21 protein-coding genes and 1 tRNA gene are annotated in these 20,714 nt (G+C 68.3%); 18 read left to right on the forward strand and 4 right to left on the reverse strand.

Features of this window, described 5'->3' with window-relative positions; translation table 11 throughout:
* Positions 1 to 30: 30 nt before the first annotated feature.
* Together U9J23_RS08330 and U9J23_RS08335 are read left to right on the forward strand one after the other, a co-directional pair.
* The gene (locus U9J23_RS08330; protein ID WP_272268943.1) at positions 31 to 1,029 is read left to right on the forward strand and encodes an MBL fold metallo-hydrolase; all 999 of its coding nucleotides are present in this window, start codon (positions 31 to 33) and stop codon (positions 1,027 to 1,029) included.
* Positions 1,026 to 1,385, forward strand: coding sequence for a nuclear transport factor 2 family protein (locus U9J23_RS08335; RefSeq protein ID WP_059383694.1), 360 nt, complete (start codon positions 1,026 to 1,028; stop codon positions 1,383 to 1,385). Before U9J23_RS08330 ends, U9J23_RS08335 begins: the two co-directional genes overlap by 4 nt.
* Positions 1,386 to 1,507: 122 nt before the next feature.
* Here U9J23_RS08335 and U9J23_RS08340 read toward each other — a convergent pair.
* The 3 genes from U9J23_RS08340 to U9J23_RS08350 form a co-directional block, all read right to left on the reverse strand.
* A tRNA-Arg gene (locus tag U9J23_RS08340) sits at positions 1,508 to 1,583 on the reverse strand.
* Between the two features lie 120 nt (positions 1,584 to 1,703).
* Positions 1,704 to 2,414, reverse strand: coding sequence for a DUF305 domain-containing protein (locus tag U9J23_RS08345; protein WP_059383695.1), 711 nt, complete (start codon positions 2,412 to 2,414; stop codon positions 1,704 to 1,706).
* 2 nt (positions 2,415 to 2,416) lie between these two features.
* On the reverse strand, positions 2,417 to 3,238 hold the full coding sequence (locus tag U9J23_RS08350; protein WP_059383696.1) for a DUF3105 domain-containing protein: 822 nt from the start codon (positions 3,236 to 3,238) through the stop codon (positions 2,417 to 2,419).
* A gap of 154 nt (positions 3,239 to 3,392) precedes the next feature.
* On the opposite strand from U9J23_RS08350, the gene argS reads away from it, so the two are divergent.
* The 8 genes from argS (at position 3,393) to prfA (ending at position 13,792) form a co-directional block, all read left to right on the forward strand.
* Positions 3,393 to 5,045: an arginine--tRNA ligase gene (gene argS, locus U9J23_RS08355; RefSeq protein ID WP_106200165.1), complete on the forward strand. Its 1,653-nt coding sequence runs from the start codon at positions 3,393 to 3,395 to the stop codon at positions 5,043 to 5,045.
* On the forward strand, positions 5,042 to 6,463 hold the full coding sequence (gene lysA / locus U9J23_RS08360; protein WP_326602300.1) for a diaminopimelate decarboxylase: 1,422 nt from the start codon (positions 5,042 to 5,044) through the stop codon (positions 6,461 to 6,463). Before argS ends, lysA begins: the two co-directional genes overlap by 4 nt.
* 38 nt (positions 6,464 to 6,501) lie before the next feature.
* Positions 6,502 to 7,788 (forward strand): homoserine dehydrogenase, encoded by a 1,287-nt coding sequence (locus U9J23_RS08365; protein ID WP_059383699.1) that lies wholly within the window; start codon positions 6,502 to 6,504, stop codon positions 7,786 to 7,788.
* Positions 7,785 to 8,876: a threonine synthase gene (gene thrC / locus U9J23_RS08370; RefSeq protein ID WP_016693795.1), complete on the forward strand. Its 1,092-nt coding sequence runs from the start codon at positions 7,785 to 7,787 to the stop codon at positions 8,874 to 8,876. The genes U9J23_RS08365 and thrC overlap by 4 nt, the downstream gene beginning before the upstream one ends.
* A gap of 37 nt (positions 8,877 to 8,913) precedes the next feature.
* Positions 8,914 to 9,843 carry a homoserine kinase gene (gene thrB, locus U9J23_RS08375; protein ID WP_059383700.1) on the forward strand — a complete coding sequence of 310 codons (930 nt, stop codon included), beginning with the start codon at positions 8,914 to 8,916 and terminating at the stop codon, positions 9,841 to 9,843.
* A 370-nt stretch (positions 9,844 to 10,213) separates the two neighbouring features.
* A complete protein-coding gene (gene rho / locus U9J23_RS08380; protein WP_106200161.1) occupies positions 10,214 to 12,268 on the forward strand; it encodes a transcription termination factor Rho in 2,055 nt (684 codons plus the stop codon).
* A 122-nt stretch (positions 12,269 to 12,390) separates the two neighbouring features.
* Complete coding sequence (gene rpmE, locus U9J23_RS08385; RefSeq protein WP_059383702.1) at positions 12,391 to 12,624, forward strand: 50S ribosomal protein L31; 234 nt, start codon at positions 12,391 to 12,393, stop codon at positions 12,622 to 12,624.
* A gap of 88 nt (positions 12,625 to 12,712) precedes the next feature.
* Positions 12,713 to 13,792: a peptide chain release factor 1 gene (prfA, locus tag U9J23_RS08390; protein ID WP_059383703.1), complete on the forward strand. Its 1,080-nt coding sequence runs from the start codon at positions 12,713 to 12,715 to the stop codon at positions 13,790 to 13,792.
* A 27-nt stretch (positions 13,793 to 13,819) separates the two neighbouring features.
* Here prfA and U9J23_RS08395 read toward each other — a convergent pair whose 3' ends face one another.
* Positions 13,820 to 14,296, reverse strand: a complete 477-nt coding sequence (locus U9J23_RS08395; protein WP_059383704.1) for a hypothetical protein — start codon at positions 14,294 to 14,296, stop codon at positions 13,820 to 13,822.
* Between the two features lie 184 nt (positions 14,297 to 14,480).
* Here U9J23_RS08395 and prmC point away from each other — a divergent pair, with 184 nt between their 5' ends.
* The 8 genes from prmC (at position 14,481) to U9J23_RS08435 (ending at position 20,679) form a co-directional block, all read left to right on the forward strand.
* Positions 14,481 to 15,404 (forward strand): peptide chain release factor N(5)-glutamine methyltransferase, encoded by a 924-nt coding sequence (gene prmC, locus U9J23_RS08400; RefSeq protein ID WP_059383705.1) that lies wholly within the window; start codon positions 14,481 to 14,483, stop codon positions 15,402 to 15,404.
* A 51-nt stretch (positions 15,405 to 15,455) separates the two neighbouring features.
* On the forward strand, positions 15,456 to 16,118 hold the full coding sequence (locus tag U9J23_RS08405; protein WP_024103704.1) for an L-threonylcarbamoyladenylate synthase: 663 nt from the start codon (positions 15,456 to 15,458) through the stop codon (positions 16,116 to 16,118).
* Between the two features lie 19 nt (positions 16,119 to 16,137).
* Positions 16,138 to 17,343 carry an MraY family glycosyltransferase gene (locus tag U9J23_RS08410; protein WP_059383706.1) on the forward strand — a complete coding sequence of 402 codons (1,206 nt, stop codon included), beginning with the start codon at positions 16,138 to 16,140 and terminating at the stop codon, positions 17,341 to 17,343.
* An 11-nt stretch (positions 17,344 to 17,354) separates the two neighbouring features.
* Positions 17,355 to 17,834, forward strand: a complete 480-nt coding sequence (locus tag U9J23_RS08415) for a hypothetical protein (RefSeq protein WP_006552589.1) — start codon at positions 17,355 to 17,357, stop codon at positions 17,832 to 17,834.
* 409 nt (positions 17,835 to 18,243) lie between these two features.
* Positions 18,244 to 18,942, forward strand: coding sequence for a F0F1 ATP synthase subunit A (gene atpB, locus U9J23_RS08420; RefSeq protein WP_006552590.1), 699 nt, complete (start codon positions 18,244 to 18,246; stop codon positions 18,940 to 18,942).
* Between the two features lie 90 nt (positions 18,943 to 19,032).
* Entirely contained in the window at positions 19,033 to 19,281 is a 249-nt protein-coding gene (locus U9J23_RS08425) for an ATP synthase F0 subunit C (RefSeq protein ID WP_006552591.1), read from the forward strand.
* A 13-nt stretch (positions 19,282 to 19,294) separates the two neighbouring features.
* A complete protein-coding gene (locus tag U9J23_RS08430) occupies positions 19,295 to 19,858 on the forward strand; it encodes a F0F1 ATP synthase subunit B (protein ID WP_006552592.1) in 564 nt (187 codons plus the stop codon).
* Positions 19,859 to 19,863: 5 nt separating this feature from the next.
* Positions 19,864 to 20,679: a F0F1 ATP synthase subunit delta gene (locus U9J23_RS08435; RefSeq protein ID WP_059383730.1), complete on the forward strand. Its 816-nt coding sequence runs from the start codon at positions 19,864 to 19,866 to the stop codon at positions 20,677 to 20,679.
* Positions 20,680 to 20,714: the final 35 nt, after the last annotated feature.

Raw genomic sequence — 20,714 nt, forward strand, 5'->3', positions numbered from 1 at the left:
AGAAAGTCACCATGACCGAGAGGCATCACCATGGCCGAAGCGCGTGATATCGGGGACGGCATCCACGTCGTTCCCGTCCCGGTGGCGGACCTACCCGTCGGCGACACCCAGGTCTACGTGATGGAATCCCCGCGCGGCGTCGTCCTCGTCGACGTCGGCTGGAACGACGACCGGTCGTGGGCGGCGTTGCAGGACGGCCTGGCCACCGCCGGCCTGTCGGTCACCGACGTCGAGGGCGTGGTGGTCACCCATTTCCACCCCGACCACGTCGGGCTCACCGGGCGCATCCGGGAGGCCTCCGGCTGCTGGGTCGCGATGAACGAGGCCGACTTCGCCCACCTCGAGGTCATGCTCTCCGACGACGACCGGCGTCCTCAGGAAGCCGAACTGCTGCGCCGCGCCGGGGCGCCCGAGGACGCGATCGAGGAATCGCTCGCCACCCTCGTACCGGCGGTCGGCCGTCCCGACGCGCTGCCCGACCGCAAACTCGGTGCCGACGAGGCGATCCCGCTGACGGGGCGGTCACTGCGCACCGTGCTGACCCCCGGTCACACGGCCGGCCACGCGTGTTTCCTGCTCGAGGAACACGGTGTGCTGTTCAGCGGCGACCACGTCCTCGCGACCACGACCCCGCACGTCGGCGAGTTCGATTTCCCTCTGCCGCAACGCGACGCCCTGGGGGAGTACCTCGACTCGCTGCGCGCGGTCGCCGACCTGCCCGTGCGACGTGCACTGCCCGCGCACCGGCAGCAGATCGACGACCTGCCGCACCGCGTCGGCGAACTGATCGCCCACCACGACCAGCGCCTCGACGATCTCTACGACGCCTTCGGCGACGAGGAGCTCACGCTGTGGGAGGCCACCGCCCGCATGCGCTGGTACCGGCCGTGGGACGAGACCCCCTTGCACGGCAAGAGGATGGCGCTCGCGGAGGGATCGGCGCACGTCCGGCAGCTCATCGAACGCGGACGGGTCCGTCGCGTGCCCGGTACCGAACCCGCCCGCTTCGCGCGAGTGCAGAACCGATGAGCCCCGACGAACTGGTCACCGAGTTCTGCCGGCGCTGGGCCGATCCCGATCCTGCCGAGCTCGCGGCCTTCTTCGCCGACGACGCCGTCTTCCACAACATCCCGATGGAACCGATCCGCGGCCGCGCGGCGATCGAGGAATACATCGCGGGTTTCGTGACGTCCTTCGGTGCCATCGACTACCGCATCCACCACCAGGCGGTGTCCGGCAACGTCGTGCTCAACGAACGGACCGATGTGTTCACGATGAACGGCCGGACGATCGAACTGCCCGTCACGGGCGTCTTCGAGATCGTCGACGGGAAGATCGCGGCCTGCCGCGACTACTTCGATCCCACACCCTTCACCGGCAACTGACGGGCACCCGCCACCGAGCCCGGGAACGCCGAAGGCTTCCGCGGAGTCACCGGGAATGCCGAAGGCTTCCGCAGAGTCACCGGAACGCCGAAGGCCCCGCTTCGTGAGAAGCGGGGCCTTCGTGGTGCCCTCGGCAGGATTCGAACCTGCGACTTCTTGCTCCGGAGGCAAGCGCTCTATCCCCTGAGCTACGAGGGCATCCGGACCACCGGATGACCGGAGGTGCGGGAGTTAGCCTAGCGCATCGAGCGCTCAACTCCACATCGCCAGGTCAGAGCCGGTTTTCGGCCCGAAGTCGCGTTTCGCCCGATCGGTGGCTCAGTTGAGGGGCAGAGGTTCGGCGCCGCGCTCGGCGAGCAGCGACCTCATCAGATCCGACTCGCCCTGCTGCGTCGCGACCATCGTGCCCGCCAGATTGCGCACCGCCGAAGTGCTCGCGTACTGCTCGCCGTATTCCATCATCGGCAGACCACCCTCGTGGTGGCGCAGCATCAGCTGGAGGAAGAGCACGTCCAGTTCGGGCCCGCGCGCGGCCCGGAGATTCGCGAGATCCTCGGAGGTCGCCATCCCCGGCATCAGGTGCGAGCCGTCCGAATCCTCGGACTCGGCGGTCGCGCCGTGATCACCGTGGCCGTGACCCGTCCCGGTCTCGGTCATCCACTCCATGTACTCGCCCGTCGGCAGCGCCGGCTGTCCCCACAGCGACAACCAGCCCTGCATCTGACCGATCTGGTTCTGCTGGGTGGTGAGGATGTCGTACGCGATGTTGCGGATCCGATCGTCCTCCGAATTGGAGACCACCACGGCGGCCATCTCGACGCCCTGGTCGTGGTGCACGATCATGTCCTGCGCGAATCCGACGTCCACCGATCCGGCCTCCGGCGTCGCCTGCGCGGAGTCCTCGAAGGGGATCCGGGACAGGAACCCCGCGAGGAAGCCCACGGCGACCGCGGCGACGGTGAGCAGTACCAGCAGCAGCCGGTTGTGCCCACCGCGCTCGGGGGAGATGTCCGAGGAGGTCTCGCTCATCGTCAGCTCCCGGCCGGTGCCTGCTGCATGTCGCCGGCGGTCTCCGCGTTCATCGGCACGGCGTCGGGGCCGGGCTCGGAGGCGTCGAAGGCCGGCGGGTTCGCCGGATCGAACGAACCGGGGATCGTCGAGCAGCTCGCACCCACCTCGGGGTAGGTGTACTGGTTCAGGCGCAGCGCGCTGATGAACTGGTCGATGCGCTCGTCGTCGACGCTGTCGACCTTGAGCTGGTGACCCCACGACTGCAGCGCGATCGGGGTGTCGAGGTCCGGGTAGGGCGACATCAGCGTGTAGGTGCGGCCGTCGACCTTCTGGCGCAGCGTGTCGACCGCGGCGTCGTCGAGCAGATCAGGGTTGTACGCCACCCACACGGCGCCGTGCTCGAGGGAGTGGACCATGTTCTCGGTCCGGACCGGCTGCTCGTAGACGGTTCCGGTGCAGGTCGCCCACACGGAGTCGTGGGGGCCACCGAAGGGCGGCGACTGGTCGTAGGCGACGCGCTGGCCCGGCGCGACGTGCACACCGGCCGGGTACTCGATCTTCAGCACGCCCTCGATGTCGTCCGACGGGTCCTGGTTGGACTCCGACGGCGTCCACGCCGACATCTCCTGCTGGTTCTGGTACTTCGGGATCAGGCTCACAGCGATCACAGCGACGAGTACGACGACCAGGGCCACGCCGCCGATCGTCAACCACGGGATCTGACGCTGCGCGGGGACCCCGCGAGCGCCGCCGCTCTTCTTCTTGGCGGCCTGAATGGCCTTCGACGACTTGGCTCCGGTCTTCTTGTTACCGGAGCCGCCACTAACCGAACCGCTGGGCATCGCTGTGTGCTCTTTCGACGGGTGGACAGGCGGACGCGCGCCCATCGGGCGCACAAACACCCACAACTCTACGGGCGTGCTCCCGAGCGGTGCCCGGAGCTGCCGTAGGGGGAGCGTCGGCGCCGCGATCGACCAGCCAATAGGATGGACACCTGTGACTCCCTCCGACCTTGCTCAGCTGCTCCGCGGAACCGCCGCCGGTGTCCTCACCGACCGTGGTCTCGACGCGTCCGTTCTTCCCGAGACCCTCACCGTCGAGCGCCCGCGCAATCCGGAGCACGGCGACTATGCGACCAACGTCGCGATGCAGGTCGCGAAGAAGGTCGGCGTCAATCCCCGCGAACTCGCCACCTGGCTCGCCGAGGCCCTGACCGCCGCCGACGGCATCGATTCCGCCGAGGTCGCGGGCCCCGGCTTCCTCAACATCCGGCTCGCCGCCGACGCTCAGGGAGCGATCGTGGCGAAGGTGCTCGCCGAGGGCGACGCCTACGGCAACGGCAGCGACCTCACGAACACGAAGATCAACCTCGAGTTCGTCTCCGCCAACCCCACCGGCCCGATCCACCTCGGTGGCACCCGCTGGGCTGCGGTCGGCGACGCGCTCGGACGCATCCTCACCGCCCAGGGCGGCGAGGTCACCCGCGAGTACTACTTCAACGACCACGGCGCACAGATCGACCGCTTCACCCGGTCGCTCATCGCCTCCGCGCTCGGACAGCCCGCCCCCGAGGACGGTTACGCCGGCGCCTACATCGTCGACATCGCCTCCTCCGTGCTCGAGCAGCGTCCCGACGCCCTCGAACTCCCCGAGGACGAGCGGCACGAGACGTTCCGCTCGATCGGTGTGGACCTGATGTTCGCGCACATCAAGCGCACCCTCCACGAGTTCGGTGTCGACTTCGACGTGTACTTCCACGAGAACTCCCTCTTCGAGAGCGGAGCGGTCGACAAGGCCGTCGAGACCCTCAAGGCGTCGGGCAACCTGTACTTCGAAGACGGCGCCTGGTGGCTCAAGAGCACCGACTACGGCGACGACAAGGACCGCGTCGTCATCAAGTCCGACGGCAACGCCGCCTACATCGCCGGCGACATCGCCTACTTCCAGGACAAGCGCTCGCGCGGCTTCGACCTGTGCATCTACATGCTCGGGGCCGACCACCACGGATATATCGCGCGCCTGAAGGCCGCCGCGGCGGCGTTCGGCGACGATCCCGACACCGTCGAGGTGATGATCGGCCAGATGGTCAACCTCGTCCGCGGTGGCGAGGCCGTGAAGATGAGCAAGCGGGCCGGTACCGTGATCACCCTCGACGACCTCGTCGAGGCGATCGGCGTCGACGCCGCGCGCTACTCGCTCGTGAGGTCCTCGGTCGACCAGAGCATCGACATCGATCTCGAACTGTGGGCGAGCACCACGAACGAGAACCCGGTCTACTACGTGCAGTACGCCCACGCCCGACTGTCGTCGATCGCGCGCAACGCCGCCGATCTCGGTCTGAGCACCGAGGGCGCCGACTTCTCGCTGCTCACCCATGAGCGCGAGGGCGACCTGATCCGCACCCTCGGCGAGTACCCCCGGGTGCTCGCGAAGGCGGCCGAACTGCGCGAACCGCACCGCGTCGCCCGCTACCTCGAGGAACTCGCGGGCACTTACCACCGCTTCTACGACGCCTGCCGGATCCTGCCGCAGGGCGACGAGGAGGCCGGCCCGCTGCACACCGCGCGACTCGCGCTGTGCGCGGCCGCACGTCAGGTTCTTGCCAACGGCCTCGGCCTGCTCGGCGTCAACGCCCCGGAGCGGATGTGAACGCGCATCCGGCGGGACCGCGCCACGCCCAGATCCCGCACGCCCCGAACCTGCCCGAGCGCCCCGCCGACGCCGCGGCGCTCAACGCGCTCGCCCCGCACGTGTGGCCGCGCAACGCCGAGCGCGGCGAGGACGGCGTCATGCGCATCGCCGGCATCCCGGTGACCGAGCTCGCCGAGAAGTACGGCACGCCGCTGTTCGTCGTCGACGAGGACGACTTCCGCTCCCGCTGCCGGGAGATCGCGGAAGCCTTCGGTCCGACGGCGAAGGTGCACTACGCGTCGAAGGCGTTCCTGTGCAGCGAGATCGCGCGGTGGGTCCACCAGGAGGGACTCTCGCTCGACGTGGCGTCCGGCGGTGAGCTCGCCGTCGCCCTGCACGCCGGCTTCCCCGCCGAGAAGATCGCGATGCACGGCAACAACAAGTCCGTCCGCGAACTGCAGGCCGCCGTGAGCGCCGGGGTCGGGCACATCGTGCTCGACTCGCTCGCCGAGATCGACCGGCTCGATGCGGTCGCCGGTGAGGCCGGTGTCGTCCAGGACGTGCTGATCCGGGTGACCGTGGGCGTCGAGGCCCACACCCACGAGTTCATCTCCACCGCGCACGAGGACCAGAAGTTCGGGCTCTCACTCGCCGGTGGCCATGCCATGCAGGCCGTGCGGCGCGTCTTCGCGGCCGACAATCTCCGCCTCGTCGGCCTGCACAGCCACATCGGCTCGCAGATCTTCGACGTCGACGGCTTCGAACTGGCCGCCCACCGCGTCATCGGTCTGCTGCGCGACGTCGTCGCCGAGTTCGGCGTCGACAAGACCTCGCAGATGAACATCGTCGACCTCGGCGGCGGCCTCGGCATCTCGTACGTGCCGAGCGACGACCCGCCGCCGGTCGCCGATCTCGCGGCGAAGCTCAACGACATCGTCCGCAACGAGTCCGCGCTCGCGGGCCTGCCGGCCCCGACCCTCGCGGTCGAACCCGGCCGCGCCATCGCCGGGCCGGGCACGGTGACGCTCTACGAGGTGGGAACCCTCAAGGACGTCGAGGTCGGCTCCGGGCACGTCCGCCGCTACATCAGCGTCGACGGTGGCATGAGCGACAACATCCGCACATCGCTGTACCAGGCGGAGTACGACTCGCGCCTCGTCTCCCGCGTGAGCGAGGCCGCACCGGTGGTCTCGCGCGTCGTCGGCAAGCACTGCGAGAGCGGCGACATCGTCATCCGCGACGCCTGGATGCCCGCCGACGTCGCACCCGGTGATTTACTGGCGGTCGCGGCGACGGGTGCATACTGCTACTCGATGTCGAGCAGGTACAACCTGCTGCCTCGCCCCGCCGTCGTGGCGGTCAAGGACGGTGTCTCGCGGGTTCTGCTGCGCCGTGAGACCGTCGAAGATCTGCTCAACTTGGAGGTTTCGGAGTGACCAGTGCAACGGCGACCGATGCTTCGGGCCGGCGTCCTGTGGGTGTGGCGGTTCTCGGGCACGGCACCGTCGGTGCCGAGGTCGCGCGGATCATCCGCGAGGACGCCGCGGATCTCGAGGCGCGCATCGGTGCACCCCTCGAGTTGAGAGGGGTCGCCGTGCGCGACGCCTCCCGCGACCGGGGTCTTCCCGCGGAACTGGTCACCACGAACGCCGAGGCCTTGATCCGCCGCGACGACGTCGACATCGTCGTCGAACTCATCGGCGGCATCGAACTGCCCCGCAAACTCGTGCGCACGGCACTCGACTCCGGCAAGTCCGTCGTCACCGCCAACAAGGCGCTGCTCGCCGCCTACACCGGCGAACTGGCCGAGGTGGCCGAGGCCCGCAACGTCGACCTGTACTTCGAGGCGTCGGTGGCCGGCGCGATCCCGGTGATCCGTCCGCTGACCCAGTCGCTCGCAGGCGACAAGGTCAACCGGGTCGTCGGCATCGTCAACGGCACCACCAACTACATCCTCTCGGCCATGGACGAGACGGGCGCCGACTACGACGAGACGCTCGCCGAGGCGAGCCGCCTCGGATACGCCGAGGCCGATCCCACCGCCGACGTCGAAGGCTTCGACGCGGCCTCGAAGGCGGCGATCCTCGCGTCGATCGCCTTCCACACCCGCGTGACGGCAGCCGACGTCTACCGCGAGGGCATCTCGTCGATCACCGCCGCCGACCTCACCTCGGCCCGTGCGCTCAACTGCACGATCAAGCTGCTCGCGCTGTGCGAGCGCGTCCCGTCCGCCGACGGCAAGGACCGCGTGTCCGCCAGGGTCTACCCGGCGCTCGTGCCCCGCGAGCATCCGCTGGCCTCGGTCAACGGCGCGTTCAACGCCGTCGTCGTCGAAGCGGAGTCCTCGGGCCGGCTCATGTTCTACGGCCAGGGTGCCGGTGGCGCCCCCACCGCCTCCGCCGTGATGGGCGACCTCGTGATGGCCGCCCGCAACCGGGTTCAGGGTGGTCGTGGTCCGCGTGAGTCGAAGTACGCGCAGCTGGAGATCGCGCCCATGAGCGACATCCTCACCCGCTACTACGTCAATCTGAAGGTCGCCGACCGCGCCGGTGTGCTCTCCGCGGTCGCCGCCGAGTTCGCCACGCGGGGCGTGAGCATCGCAGCGGTCCGCCAGGAAGGCGCCGGCGACGCTGCCCGTCTGGTGGTACTCACCCATCAGGCCACCGACCGTGCGCTTGCGGATACCGTCGCAGCGCTCGACAAACTCGAATCCGTGATCGCTGTGACCAGCGTCCTGAGACTGGAGGGATCCGCCGAATGAGCGCGGCCGAGAAGAACACCACCCCCGTGCACACGCCGTGGCCGGGCCTGATCGAGGCGTACCGTTCGCGCCTGCCGATCGGTGACGACTGGAAGACGGTCACGCTGCGCGAGGGTGGCACGCCGCTGCTCCCGGCTCCGCGCCTGTCGGAGATCACCGGTTGCGAGGTCCACGTGAAGGTCGAGGGGCTCAACCCCACCGGCTCCTTCAAGGACCGCGGTATGACCATGGCGGTCACCGAAGCCCTCGCGACCGGCAAGCAGGCCGTGCTGTGCGCCTCCACCGGCAACACCTCCGCGTCGGCCGCCGCCTATGCCGCCCGCGCCGGTATCGGCTGCGCGGTGCTCGTGCCGCAGGGCAAGATCGCGATGGGCAAGCTCGCCCAGGCCGTCATGCACGGCGCGAAGATCGTCCAGGTCGAGGGCAACTTCGACGACTGCCTCGAGCTCGCCCGCAAGACCACCGCCGAGTTCTCCACCATCGGTCTGGTCAACTCGGTCAACCCGGTGCGCATCGAGGGCCAGAAGACCGCGGCCTTCGAGATCGTCGACGCGCTCGGCGACGCTCCCGACGTGCACATCCTGCCCGTCGGCAACGCCGGCAACATCACGGCCTACTGGAAGGGCTACAGCGAGTACGCGGCCGACGGCCTCAGCACGCGCCGCCCGCGCATGCTCGGCGTCCAGGCGGCCGGTGCCGCACCGCTCGTCCTCGGCCATCCCGTGAAGGATCCCGAGACCATCGCGACCGCCATCCGCATCGGTGCCCCCGCATCGTGGAACGGCGCGGTGGCCGCCAAGGAGGAGTCGAACGGCGCGTTCCGCGCGGCGACCGACGAGGAGATCCTCGAGGCGTACCGGCTGCTCGCGAAGTCCGAGTCGATCTTCGTCGAGCCGGCCTCGGCCGCGTCCATCGCCGGCCTGCTCGCGGCGAGCAAGGAAGGCTGGCTCGAGCGCGGCCTCAAGGTCGTGTGCACCGTGACCGGCAACGGTCTCAAGGATCCCGATACAGCCCTGCGCGACGTGCCCGTGGTCGAGCCCATCCCGGTCGACCCGGTCGCGGTCGCCTCCGCGCTCGAGTTGGCCTGAGTTGACCGCCACGCCTTCCTCCGTTGGGAATCAGGACATGACGCAGACGTTGCCCGTGGGGCTTTCGGTGACGGCACGGGTTCCCGCCTCGAGCGCGAATCTCGGTCCCGGCTTCGACTGCCTGGGTCTCGCCCTCGGTCTGTACGACGAGATCACCGTCACGACAACGGCTTCCGGGCTCGACGTGAAGGTGGAGGGGGAAGGCGCCCAGGAGGTCCCGTGGGGACCCTCGCACCTCGTGGTCCGTGCCGTCGAGCGTGGGCTCGAGGCCGCCGGTGTGTGGGCGGACGGACTGGACGTCGTGTGCCACAACGTCATCCCGCACTCGCGTGGTCTGGGATCCTCCGCCTCGGCGGCCGTGGGAGGGCTGGCGGCGGCCAACGGGCTCGTCCGCAAGATCGCTCCCGAGCGCGTGCTCGACGACGAGCAGCTCGTGCAGCTCGCCTCCGAGTTCGAGGGCCATCCCGACAACGCCTCCGCGAGCGTCCTCGGTGGGGCAGTGGTGTCGTGGACCGAGGCCGAGGTCGACTCCGAGCAGCGGACCTACCGCGCGGTGAACCTGCGGGTGCACCCGGACATCAAGGCGTACGCCTTCGTCCCGTCGGTCCGTTCGTCGACGGCCCACACCCGGGGCCTGCTGCCCGAACTCGTCCCGCACCGGGACGCGGCGTTCAACGTCAGCCGGGCGGCCCTCGCGGTCGTCGCGCTCACCGAGCGGCCCGAGCTCCTGATGCCGGCGACACAGGATCTGCTCCACCAGGCCCAGCGGGCACCCGCACTGCCGGTCACCACCAAATGGGTGGCCGCACTGCGCGAGGCGGGCATCCCCGCCGTCGTCTCGGGTGCCGGGCCGACAGTGCTCGCGCTCACGACCTCCGCGCTGCCCGACGAACTGCGGGCCGCCGCCGAGGCCGACGAACTGACGGTGCTCGACCTCGAGATCGCCGAGGGCGTCCAGGTCGACTGAGCAGACGCGCGGTGCCGGATGGGAGTCGACGGGTGGTGCAACACACACGTCCCATCCGGCACGGCGATTCTTGCTCTACGTACAGATCGTCGCTATTCTGTGGGGTGTCCGCACGTCGTGCGTATCAGTCGCCGGATTCTCCAGGGCAATCACTCCAGCTCCATCGGGGCGTCGAGCCTGGATCGATCCTCACCTGCTCCCGGATCCGGGAGGGGGACAGACCGCACCTACCGGATTTCGGTGTGGTGGCGGACGTGCCGACCGTTCGTTTTCCCTGAACTCGTACGGCAAATCCCAGCTCAGTGGACGAACTGATCTGCGGGACGAACCCTCTGCTGCGCATGAGCGAGCGAGGGAAGGAAGGATCTCCGTGACAGATACGGACCTGATCACTACACCTGCTCTCGACATTCCCGAGGCCGGTAGCCGGACGACCACGCGCGGTCGCCGCGGAGCAGGCCTTTCGGGCATGGTGCTTGCCGAGTTGCGGACTCTTGCCGCCGAGCTCGGAATCAAGGGCACCTCCGGGATGCGCAAGGGTGATCTCATCGCTGCGATCAAGGAGAAGCAGGGCGGCGGCGCCGCCGCACCTGCCGAGCAGCCTGCAGCCGCGCAGAACACCGGTGCCGAGAAGACCACTGCCCCCGAGAAGACCGACGCGGCAGTGAAGACCGAGACGGCGGGGAAGCCCGAGACGGCCGACAAGTCCGAGGGAGCGCCCTCGCGTGGCACCCGCGGTCGCCGTGGCCGTGCCGCCGCCGACGAGACCGCCACACCCGAGCAGAAGGCCGACGCCAAGCCGGCCGAGCAGAAGGCCGACGCGAAGTCCGGCGAAGAGGGTTCGCAGGAGAAGTCGCAAGGCGGCCAGACCTCCAGCGGCGACAACGAATCCGACGGAAACCGTCGTGGCCGTGGCCGCCGCGGACGCCGCGGTGGCGACAACGCCGACCAGAACCAGCAGAACGAGAGCGCCGACGCGTCCGATGACGGCCGCCAGGATCGCGACTCGCAGCGTGAGCGTGGCCAGGACCGCAACTCCGGAGACGGCTCCTCGCGCCGCGATCGCAACCAGGGCGACCGCAACCAGGGCGACCGCAACCAGGACGGTGGCGATCGCGACGGCGGGAACCAGGGTCCGCGCCAGGGCCAGGACAATCGTGGGGGAGACGACGAGGAAGGCGGCCGCGGCCGCCGGGGCCGTCGTTTCCGCGAGCGTCGTCGTGGACGCGACCGCGGCGAGAGCGGTTCGGACTCGCGCGAGCCCGAGATCCGCGAGGACGACGTCCTGCAGCCGGTCGCCGGCATCCTCGACGTCCTCGACAACTACGCGTTCGTCCGCACGTCCGGCTACCTCGCCGGCCCGAACGACGTGTACGTCTCGATGAACATGGTGCGCAAGAACGGCCTGCGCCGCGGCGACGCCATCACCGGTGCCGTGCGGGTTCCCCGCGAGGGCGAGCAGAGCAACCAGCGCCAGAAGTTCAACCCGCTGGTCCGCCTCGACACGGTCAACGGCCGCGACGTGGATTCGGCCAAGCGCCGCCCCGAGTTCAACAAGCTCACGCCGCTGTACCCCAATCAGCGCCTGCGGCTCGAGACCCAGCCGAACATCCTCACCACGCGCGTGATCGACCTGGTCATGCCGATCGGTAAGGGTCAGCGCGCACTCATCGTGTCGCCGCCGAAGGCCGGTAAGACCACCGTCCTCCAGGACATCGCGAACGCGATCGCCGTCAACAACCCCGAGTGCTACCTGATGGTCGTGCTCGTCGACGAGCGCCCCGAAGAGGTCACCGACATGCAGCGTTCGGTGAAGGGCGAGGTCATCGCCTCGACCTTCGACCGCCCGCCGTCAGATCACACCTCGGTCGCCGAGCTCGCCATCGAGCGCGCGAAGCGTCTCGTGGAGATGGGCCAGGACGTCGTGGTGCTCCTCGACTCCATCACCCGTCTCGGCCGCGCGTACAACAACTCGTCGCCGGCATCCGGACGCATCCTCTCCGGTGGTGTCGACTCGACCGCGCTGTACCCGCCGAAGCGTTTCCTCGGTGCTGCCCGCAACATCGAGAACGGCGGATCGCTCACGATCATCGCCACCGCGATGGTCGAGACCGGTTCCACCGGCGACACCGTGATCTTCGAGGAGTTCAAGGGCACGGGTAACGCCGAGCTCAAGCTCGACCGGAAGATCGCCGAGCGGCGTGTGTTCCCGGCGGTCGACGTCAACCCGTCCGGTACGCGCAAGGACGAGCTGCTCATGAGCCCCGACGAGTTCGCCGTGGTGCACAAGCTGCGCCGCGTGCTCTCGGGCCTCGATTCGCACCAGGCGATCGATCTGCTCATCGACCGGCTCAAGAAGTCCAAGACGAACATCGAGTTCCTCATGAATGTGGCGAAGACCGCACCGGGGGCACTCGACGACTGACGTCGGCGCCCCGGGGAATTTCTTCCCGGGGCCCTACGTTTGGCATAATCGACAGGCTCAGTCCGGCTCCGGTTCACGTCTTCGACCCGCGAAGGCGACCCGGCGGCCACGAAAGGGACACCATGAAGGCAGGAATCCACCCCAACTACGTGACGACGACCGTCGTCTGCGGTTGCGGTAACACGTTCGAGACGCGCAGCACCAAGGAGTCGGGACGTATCAACGTCGAAGTCTGCTCCAACTGCCACCCGTTCTACACCGGCAAGCAGAAGATCCTCGACACCGGTGGACGCGTCGCGCGCTTCGAGGCTCGCTACGGCAAGCGTGCGCCGAAGAACGCCGCTTCCGACAGCTAGCTGTCACGCCGACGCCCGGTACTGCCCTCGTGCAGGCCGGGCGTCGGCTTTTTCATCGCAAGGATCGAAATCAGAGCGGAGCACACTCATGGCGGGGCAGACCAAGCCGTCGGCCATCGACGACATCCTGGCCGAACACACGGGTCTGGAGCAGCAGCTGTCCGACCCGTCGCTGCACGACGATCCTGCGGCAGCGCGTCGGGTGGGTAAGCGGTTCGCCGAACTCGCCCCCGTGATGTCGACCTACAACGCTCTGAAGCAGGCCCGTGAGGATCTCGAGGCGGCGCGCGAACTCGCCGCCGACGATTCGTCGTTCGCGTCCGAGGTCGAGGACCTCGAGGCGCAGGTCGCCGAACTCGACCGTTCGCTGACCGATCTGCTCGCCCCGCGCGACCCGCACGACGGTGACGACGTCGTCCTCGAGGTCAAGTCCGGTGAGGGCGGCGAGGAGTCGGCCCTGTTCGCCGGCGATCTCGCCCGGATGTACACGCGCTACGCCGAACGTGCCGGTTGGCGCGTCGAGATCCTCGGTGCCACCTACTCCGATCTCGGCGGCTACAAGGACGTCACGTTGTCGATCAAGTCGCGGACCGACGTGCGCGACGGCGTGTGGTCCCGCCTGAAGTTCGAGGGCGGCGTGCACCGCGTCCAACGTGTGCCCGTCACCGAGTCGCAGGGACGCGTGCACACCTCCGCGGCCGGCGTCTTCGTATATCCCGAGCCCGACGAGGTCGAGCAGGTACAGATCGACGAGGGCGACCTGCGCATCGACGTCTACCGGTCGTCCGGCAAGGGCGGTCAGGGAGTCAACACCACCGACTCGGCCGTGCGCATCACGCACCTTCCCACCGGCATCGTGGTGACCTGCCAGAACGAACGCTCGCAGCTGCAGAACAAGGCCCGCGCGATGCAGGTCCTCGCGGCGCGCCTACAGGCGGCGGCCGAAGAAGCGGCCGAGGCGGAGGCATCGGCGGGTCGCGCCAGCCAGGTCCGGACAGTCGACCGGTCGGAGCGCATCCGCACCTACAACTTCCCGGAGAACCGGATCACCGATCACCGCATCGGCTTCAAGTCCCACAACCTCGACGCGGTGCTCGACGGCGAACTCGACGCGCTGCTCGACGCCCTGGGCGCTGCGGACAGAGAAGCCCGGCTCGCGGCGGAGTAACCGAGAACCGGGCTCGTCGGCAGGGGATCAGGCAGGAACGTCGTCGCCTTCGCCGTCCCCGTTGTCGTCGGGTGCCGGTGCCGCCGGCACATTCGTGAGATCGACGCCCGGCAGCAGGAAGCAACCCTGGCCGTCGGAGTTCTGATGAGCACCCCAGACTGCGCTGACCACGAGTCCGTCACCCGTCTGGAGGGCGATCGCGGGCTCGTCCCCCTCGGCCGCGTCCGGAAGAACGCCGCCACCGAGCTGCAGCGTCCTCAGGTTCACCCAGTTGATCTGGCCTCCGCCGCTGCCCTCCTGCTCGATCTCGTATTCGATCCCGGCGGGCGCCGCGTCCTCCTCGGCGACGGCGGTCTCCGTGTCGACCACGCCGACGCCCGCCGGGCATCCGATGGGGATCGGCTGGAAGTCGATGGGCTCGGCGCTCGCGAGAGCAGGGGCCGCGAATGCGGTTGCACCCGCAGCGGCAAGAACGGTGATTCCACGCACAGTCCGCGTCTTCATGGAGCAATCCCTTTCTGTCGATGAAACCGACCGGAAGGTATCGGTCCTCGTTCGGGTGCCCACCCTGCCGTGTCGTCAATCACGTTGCCGGAAACGCACTCGATGTCCGGTCCGTGCGTTCTGCCTGCAATGCGAGGGCTACCTCCCCGTAGTGCAGGGCCGAGGTCGTGGCACGCTGTAAGGCGTGAGCCGTCAACCTCTGCGCCTGGCCATCATCGAAGCGGCATCGGTCCTCGAGGAAGCAGGAGTCCCGAGTCCCCGGGTCGACGCCGAACTTCTCGCAGCGCACCTCCTCGGCATCGAGCGCGGGCGACTCGGGCTGGTGCCGCTCGTCGACGCCGCGATCATCGACGCCTACCGGTCCATGGTCGAACAGCGGGCGAAGCGGATACCCCTGCAATACATCACCGGCACCTCACCGATGGGAGAGATCGACCTGGCGGTGGGGCCGGGTGTCTTCGTTCCGCGTCCCGAGACGGAACTGCTGCTCGGGTGGGCGCTGGCCTTCCTCGAACGCCACGGCAGCCGCAATCCGGTCGTGCTCGACCTGTGCACCGGATCCGGCGCGCTGGCCCTGGCGATCGCGCACGCGCGTCCCGACGCCGAGGTCCACGCCGTCGAACTCGAAGCGAAGGCCCTCGGGTGGGCGCGACGGAACGCCGAGGCCCGTGTGCAGGAGGGGGACACCCCTATCCGGCTGTACCAGGGGGACGTCACCGACCGCACTCTGCTCACCAACCTCGAAGGCAGTGTCGACCTCGTGGTCGCCAACCCGCCCTACATCCCCGAGGGGGCCGACCTCGAACCCGAGGTGATCGAACACGATCCGCACTCGGCGCTCTTCGGGGGAGCCGACGGCCTGTCCGTCATCCGGCCGATGGTCTCCAACATCGCGCGGTGGCTGCGGATCGGGGGAGCGGCAGCGGTCGAGCACGACGACACGCACAGCCTGCTGGTCGCCGAACTGTTCGAGCAGCGCCGGGTGTTCGGGGACGTCGTACGGCACCCCGACCTCGCCGGGAAGGCCCGCTTCGTGACCGCACACCGTGTGCCCACCGCAGTGGAGGCCGACCGCATGAAGTCGGTACGGTCTGCGGCGGACGGCTGACGGGCAGGACCCGTCCGGTGCCGATTGCGGCCGAAGTGGAAGGATGAGCGCGTGAGCACCGTGTACGACTGCAACAACGAAGCTTCGCGCGCCGCCGGACTCAACGCGGCGCGCGGTGCACTCAAGGCCGGACGACTCGTCGTCGTACCCACCGACACGGTGTACGGCATCGCTGCCGACGCGTTCGACTCGGACGCCGTGACCGCGCTCCTGCGCGCGAAGGGACGCGGCCGCGACATGCCGGTGCCGGTCCTCGTCGGATCGTGGACGACCATCGACGGCCTCGTCGCCTCCGTGCGTCCCGAGGCGCGGGAGTTGATCCGCGCGTTCTGGCCGGGCGGGCTCAGCCTCGTGGTGCACCAGGCGCCGTCTCTGGCCTGGGATCTCGGCGACACCCGCGGCACGGTCATGCTCCGCATGCCGCTGCACCCGGTCATCCTGGAACTGCTGCGCGAGGTCGGTCCGCTCGCGGTCTCCAGCGCCAACGTCTCCGGCCGGCCCCCCGCCACGAACGTCACCGAGGCGCGCGAGCAACTCGGAGCGTCGGCGAGTGTCTATCTCGACGGTGGCCCCGCCGAGCACGGTGTCGCATCGACGATCGTCGACCTCACGGGTGACCGCCCGCGCATCCTGCGCGAAGGCGCGGTGACGGCCGAGGCACTCGCGGAGGTTCTCGGCGACGATCCCGAGCGCCTCCGGTCCGGCGGGGAGTAGCGGCGGAGGAACGGAGCACGTGACTGCAGCCGACACCACCGCCGTACTGCTCGCCCAGGCCGGGCGAGGCGCCGGCGTCCCCATCCGGGAACTTCTCCTCGTCCTGCTCACCGCCGCGGTGGTGACCTTTCTCGCGACCGGTGTGGTGAGGATCCTCGCGCTGAAGTTCGGGGCGGTTGCCGTTCCCCGCGACCGCGACGTGCACGTGACCCCGACCCCGCGGATGGGTGGGGTCGGCATGTACATCGGCCTCGTCGCGGGAATCGTGTTCGCTCAGCAATTGCCTGCTCTGACAAGGGGTTTCGAATTCACCCCGGATATGGGGGCGGCGCTCGTCGCGGCCTCGATCATCGTCGTCGTCGGCATCGTCGACGACCGGTGGGGACTCGACGCGCTCACCAAGTTCGTCGGCCAGGTCACCGCGGCCGGCGTGCTCGTGATCATGGGCGTGAGCTGGATCGTCATCTACGACCCGTTCAGTGCCTCGACGCTCGTGCTCGACCAGCTCCAGGGCGGCCTCATCACCGTCGCCGTCGCCGCGGTGACGATCAACGCGATGAACTTCGTCGACGGACTCGACGGACTGGCGGCCGGACTGGGGCTCATCGCCGCACTCGCGATCTGCGCGTTCTCCGTCGGTCTGCTGCTCGATCAGGGCGGCGACGTCTCCGCCTACCCGCCGGCCCTCATGGCCGCGGCCCTCGCCGGCGCCTGCCTCGGCTTCCTGCCGCACAACTTCCAGCCCGCCAAGATCTTCATGGGCGACTCCGGGTCGATGCTCATCGGTCTCATGCTCGCCGCGATCTCCACGAGCGCCTCGGGCCTCATCCCGCTCAGTGCCTACGGTTCGCGCGACCTGCTCGGTCTGCTCTCGCCGCTGATCCTGGTCGGTGCCGTGATGTTCATCCCGATCCTCGACCTGCTCCTCGCGATCGTGCGGCGCACCCGGGCCGGCGTCAGCCCCTTCAGCCCCGACAAGATGCACCTCCACCACCGCCTGCTGCAGATCGGGCATTCGCACCGTCGCGTGGTGCTGCTGCTCTACCTGTGGGTCGGCATCCTGGCCTTCGGGGCCGTCGGTTCCTCGCTGCTCGACCGGCGGGCGGTGGTGTTGATCCTCGCGGGCGGTCTCGTGTTCGCCCTCGTCGTGACCGCCGTGCCGTCGCTGCGGCGGCACGACGAGTCGGGGGAGACGCCGCCGGAGCACTCGCGAGAGGTCGGTTAGGCTCGGATATCGTGACGAACCCGGATCATCCCGAACCCGACCACGGTCTGCCCTCGCTGCCCGACCCGATCGCGCCGATGCGTGCGGCCGTGCGGTACGGCGCCCTCGGTCTTCTCGCACTCGCCGTCGTGGCGTCGGTGATCTCGGTGCTCGTCGCCGGGATGCCCGGCCTGTGGGGTGCACTCATCGGAGCGGCCGTCGGCGGAGGGTTCATCCTCTTCACCGCACTCGGCGTTCTCCTGACGTCGAAGATGCCGGCGATGACCGCCGGAGCCGTACTTCTCGGCACCTGGCTGCTGAAGCTGATCCTCGCCATCGTCGTGATGGGCTCGCTCGACTCGCTCGACTTCTACAACCGCAACGCGCTCGTCCTCACCATCGTGTTCGCCCTGGTCATCGTTCTGGGAGCCGAGACCTACGGGGTGCTCTCGCAACGCGCCCTGTATGTCGATCCCCAGGCGTCGTCCGGATCCGACAACGACGATCGGTAGTAGCACCGCTTGTCCATAACCCCCCACGTAGGAACCCACCTACGCACTGTCGTAGAGCAGTTGGTAGGGTGAGTTCTACGAGAGTGACGCTGCCCGCATCGGGTTCGAAGAGGGTGCGCAGTTGTGACTTCGTAGGCGGTCGTGTTCAAATGGCCGCCGAGTCGACGAGAGTCGCCGACACCGGCAGGAAGCGGGACCGTTCACGCGGTTCGGACCACTGGCGAATACGCGAGCCGACCTGGTCGACTTCTGGATCGTCAATGTCCGATCGAACCGCAGACGGCATGCCTGCGGCCGACTACGGGAGAGAGCGCTGAGCGTCACCACCTTGGCAGCCGGAGAATTCCACGCGCCGTCACTAGCTGATTTTTTCCCACCGGCAGTCCTGTTCGAAGGCACCCCCTTCGAGATGGACCGGCTGATGCTCATCCGCGTCGCCGTCGCCCTGATCGTCGCGCTGTTCTTCTTCTTCGCGCTGCGGAGTCCGAAGATCGTGCCGCGGGGCGTGCAGAACGTCGCCGAGATCATGCTCGACTTCGTCCGGATCCATATCGCCGAGGACATCCTCGGTAAGGAACAGGGACGCCGGTTCCTCCCGGTGATCGTCACCATCTTCTTCTTGGTGGTCGGTCTGAACCTGACATCGGTCATCCCGTTCCTCAACATCTCGTCCAACGCACGAATCGGTATGCCGATCGTGCTCGCGGCACTCGCCTACATCGTCTTCAACTATGTGGGCATCAAGAAGTACGGATTCTTCCGCTACGTCAAGAGCAGCATCGTCATCCCGAACCTGCCGCCCGCTCTCCACGTGCTGGTGATCCCGATCGAGTTCGTCTCGACGTTCATTCTGCGGCCGTTCACGCTGACCATTCGTCTCATGGCCAACATGCTGGCCGGTCACATCATGCTCGTGCTGTTCTTCAGTGCCACGCAGTTCTTCTTCTTCGATTCCGACGGCTTCATGAAGGTGTTCGGCATCGGTTCTCTCATCGGCGGAATCGCGTTCACCTTCTTCGAGCTCCTGGTGATCGTCCTGCAGGCCTACATCTTCGCGCTGCTCACTGCGGTGTACATCGACCTGGCCCTGCACGCCGAAGAGCACTAGCTCGACGAACGGCACGACCCACATCTACACAAAGACTGACTCGGTTGCCGACTCCCGGGGCCGAGCCACAAGAAAGGGAATGGAACACCAATGAGCGTTGCGCTTCAGGCAGCAGACGTCCTCGCCCAGGAGACCACGATCTCGGGTGCAGGCGCCATCGGCTACGGCCTCGCCGCCATCGGCCCCGGCATCGGCATCGGCATCGTCGTCGGCAAGGCGATCGAGGGCATGGCTCGTCAGCCCGAGATGGCCGGCCAGCTGCGCACCACGATGTTCCTCGGTATCGCATTCACCGAGGCCCTCGCGCTGATCGGCATCGTCGCCGGCTTCATCTTCTGATCCGACGATCACAATGGCTGACAGCATCCTGATCCTCGCGGCAGAGGAAGGGGAGACTCCCAATCCCCTTCTCCCCGCGACATACGACATCGTCTGGTCGCTGGTCGCCCTGATCCTCGTCGGATTCGTCTTCTGGAAGTTCGTGCTTCCGATGTTCCAGAAGGTGCTCGACGAGCGTTCGGAGCTGATCGAAGGCGGCATCAAGAAGGCAGAGGAAGCTCAGGCGGAGGCTGCGGCCGCGCTCGAGCAGTACCGTAGCCAGCTCGCCGAGGCCCGCACCGAGGCGGCGCAGATCCGTGAAGAGGCCCGTGCACAGGGCCAGCAGATCATCGCCGACATGAAGGCGCAGGCCCAGGAGGAGAGCGACCGTATCGTCGCCGCCGGTCACAACCAGCTGCAGGCCCAGCGCCAGCAGATCGTGGCCGAGCTGCGTAGCGATCTCGGACGCAGCTCCGTGGATCTCGCCGAGAAGATCCTCGGCGAAGCGCTCGCGGACGACGTGAAGCGTGCCGGCTCGATCGATCGGTTCCTCGACGAACTCGACTCCCTCAGCGCTGACTCTGCATCCGGAAAGTGAGCACCATGTACGCAGCAAGCCGTGAGGCACTCGCTCATACGCGTTCCGCGTTGCAGTCCGCCCTGGGCTCGGGTGCCGCGACTGCCGCTGCGGCTCAGGCCGGTTCCGAACTCTTCTCGGTGGTCGAGGCGCTCGACAGCCAGCGGGCTCTCCGGACCGCGCTGGCCGACGCCTCGGCCCCGGCTGCCGTTCGCGAGCGGCTGGCCGAGCAGGTCTTCGGCGGCAAGGTTTCGGCCCAGACCCTCGCGACCGTCAAGGCCGCAGCGGGGCAGGACTGGTCGGCGCAGTCCGACCTGACCGGCTCGCTCGTCCAGCTCGGCCGTGAGGCACTGCTGAAGGCGGCGGCGGACCAGGACCAGCTCGACACCGTCGAGGACGAACTGTTCCGCCTCGGTCGCATCGTGGCCGGCGACCCCGAACTCGAGCAGACGCTCTCGGATCGCAGCACCCCGGCTTCGGCCAAGCGTGATCTGCTGACGCGCCTGCTGTACGGCAAGGTCACCGCGGTCACCGAGGCCCTGGCGGTCCACGCGGTCGGTCGGCTGAGCACGTCGCCGGCCGAGACGTTCGACGAGTTGTCGGCGCTCGCCGCGGCCCAGCGGGACCGTGCCGTCGCGCACGTCCGCAGCGCGGCACCGCTCGATGCGAAGCAGGAGGAGCGGCTCACCGCGACCCTGACCCGCATCTACGGGAAGCCTGTGACGGTGCACGTCGAGGTCGATCCCGAGCTTCTCAGTGGATTGGTCGTCCGGGTGGGCGACGAGGTCATCGACGGTAGTGCCGCGGGTCGACTCGCTGCAGTGCGCAAGAGCCTCACGTAGTCCACTACCGAACACACACATAGATCTTTTCGAAG

Origin of the sequence: Rhodococcus sp. PD04, from assembly GCF_035918275.1 — a bacterium.
GTDB lineage: Bacteria > Actinomycetota > Actinomycetes > Mycobacteriales > Mycobacteriaceae > Rhodococcus > Rhodococcus rhodochrous.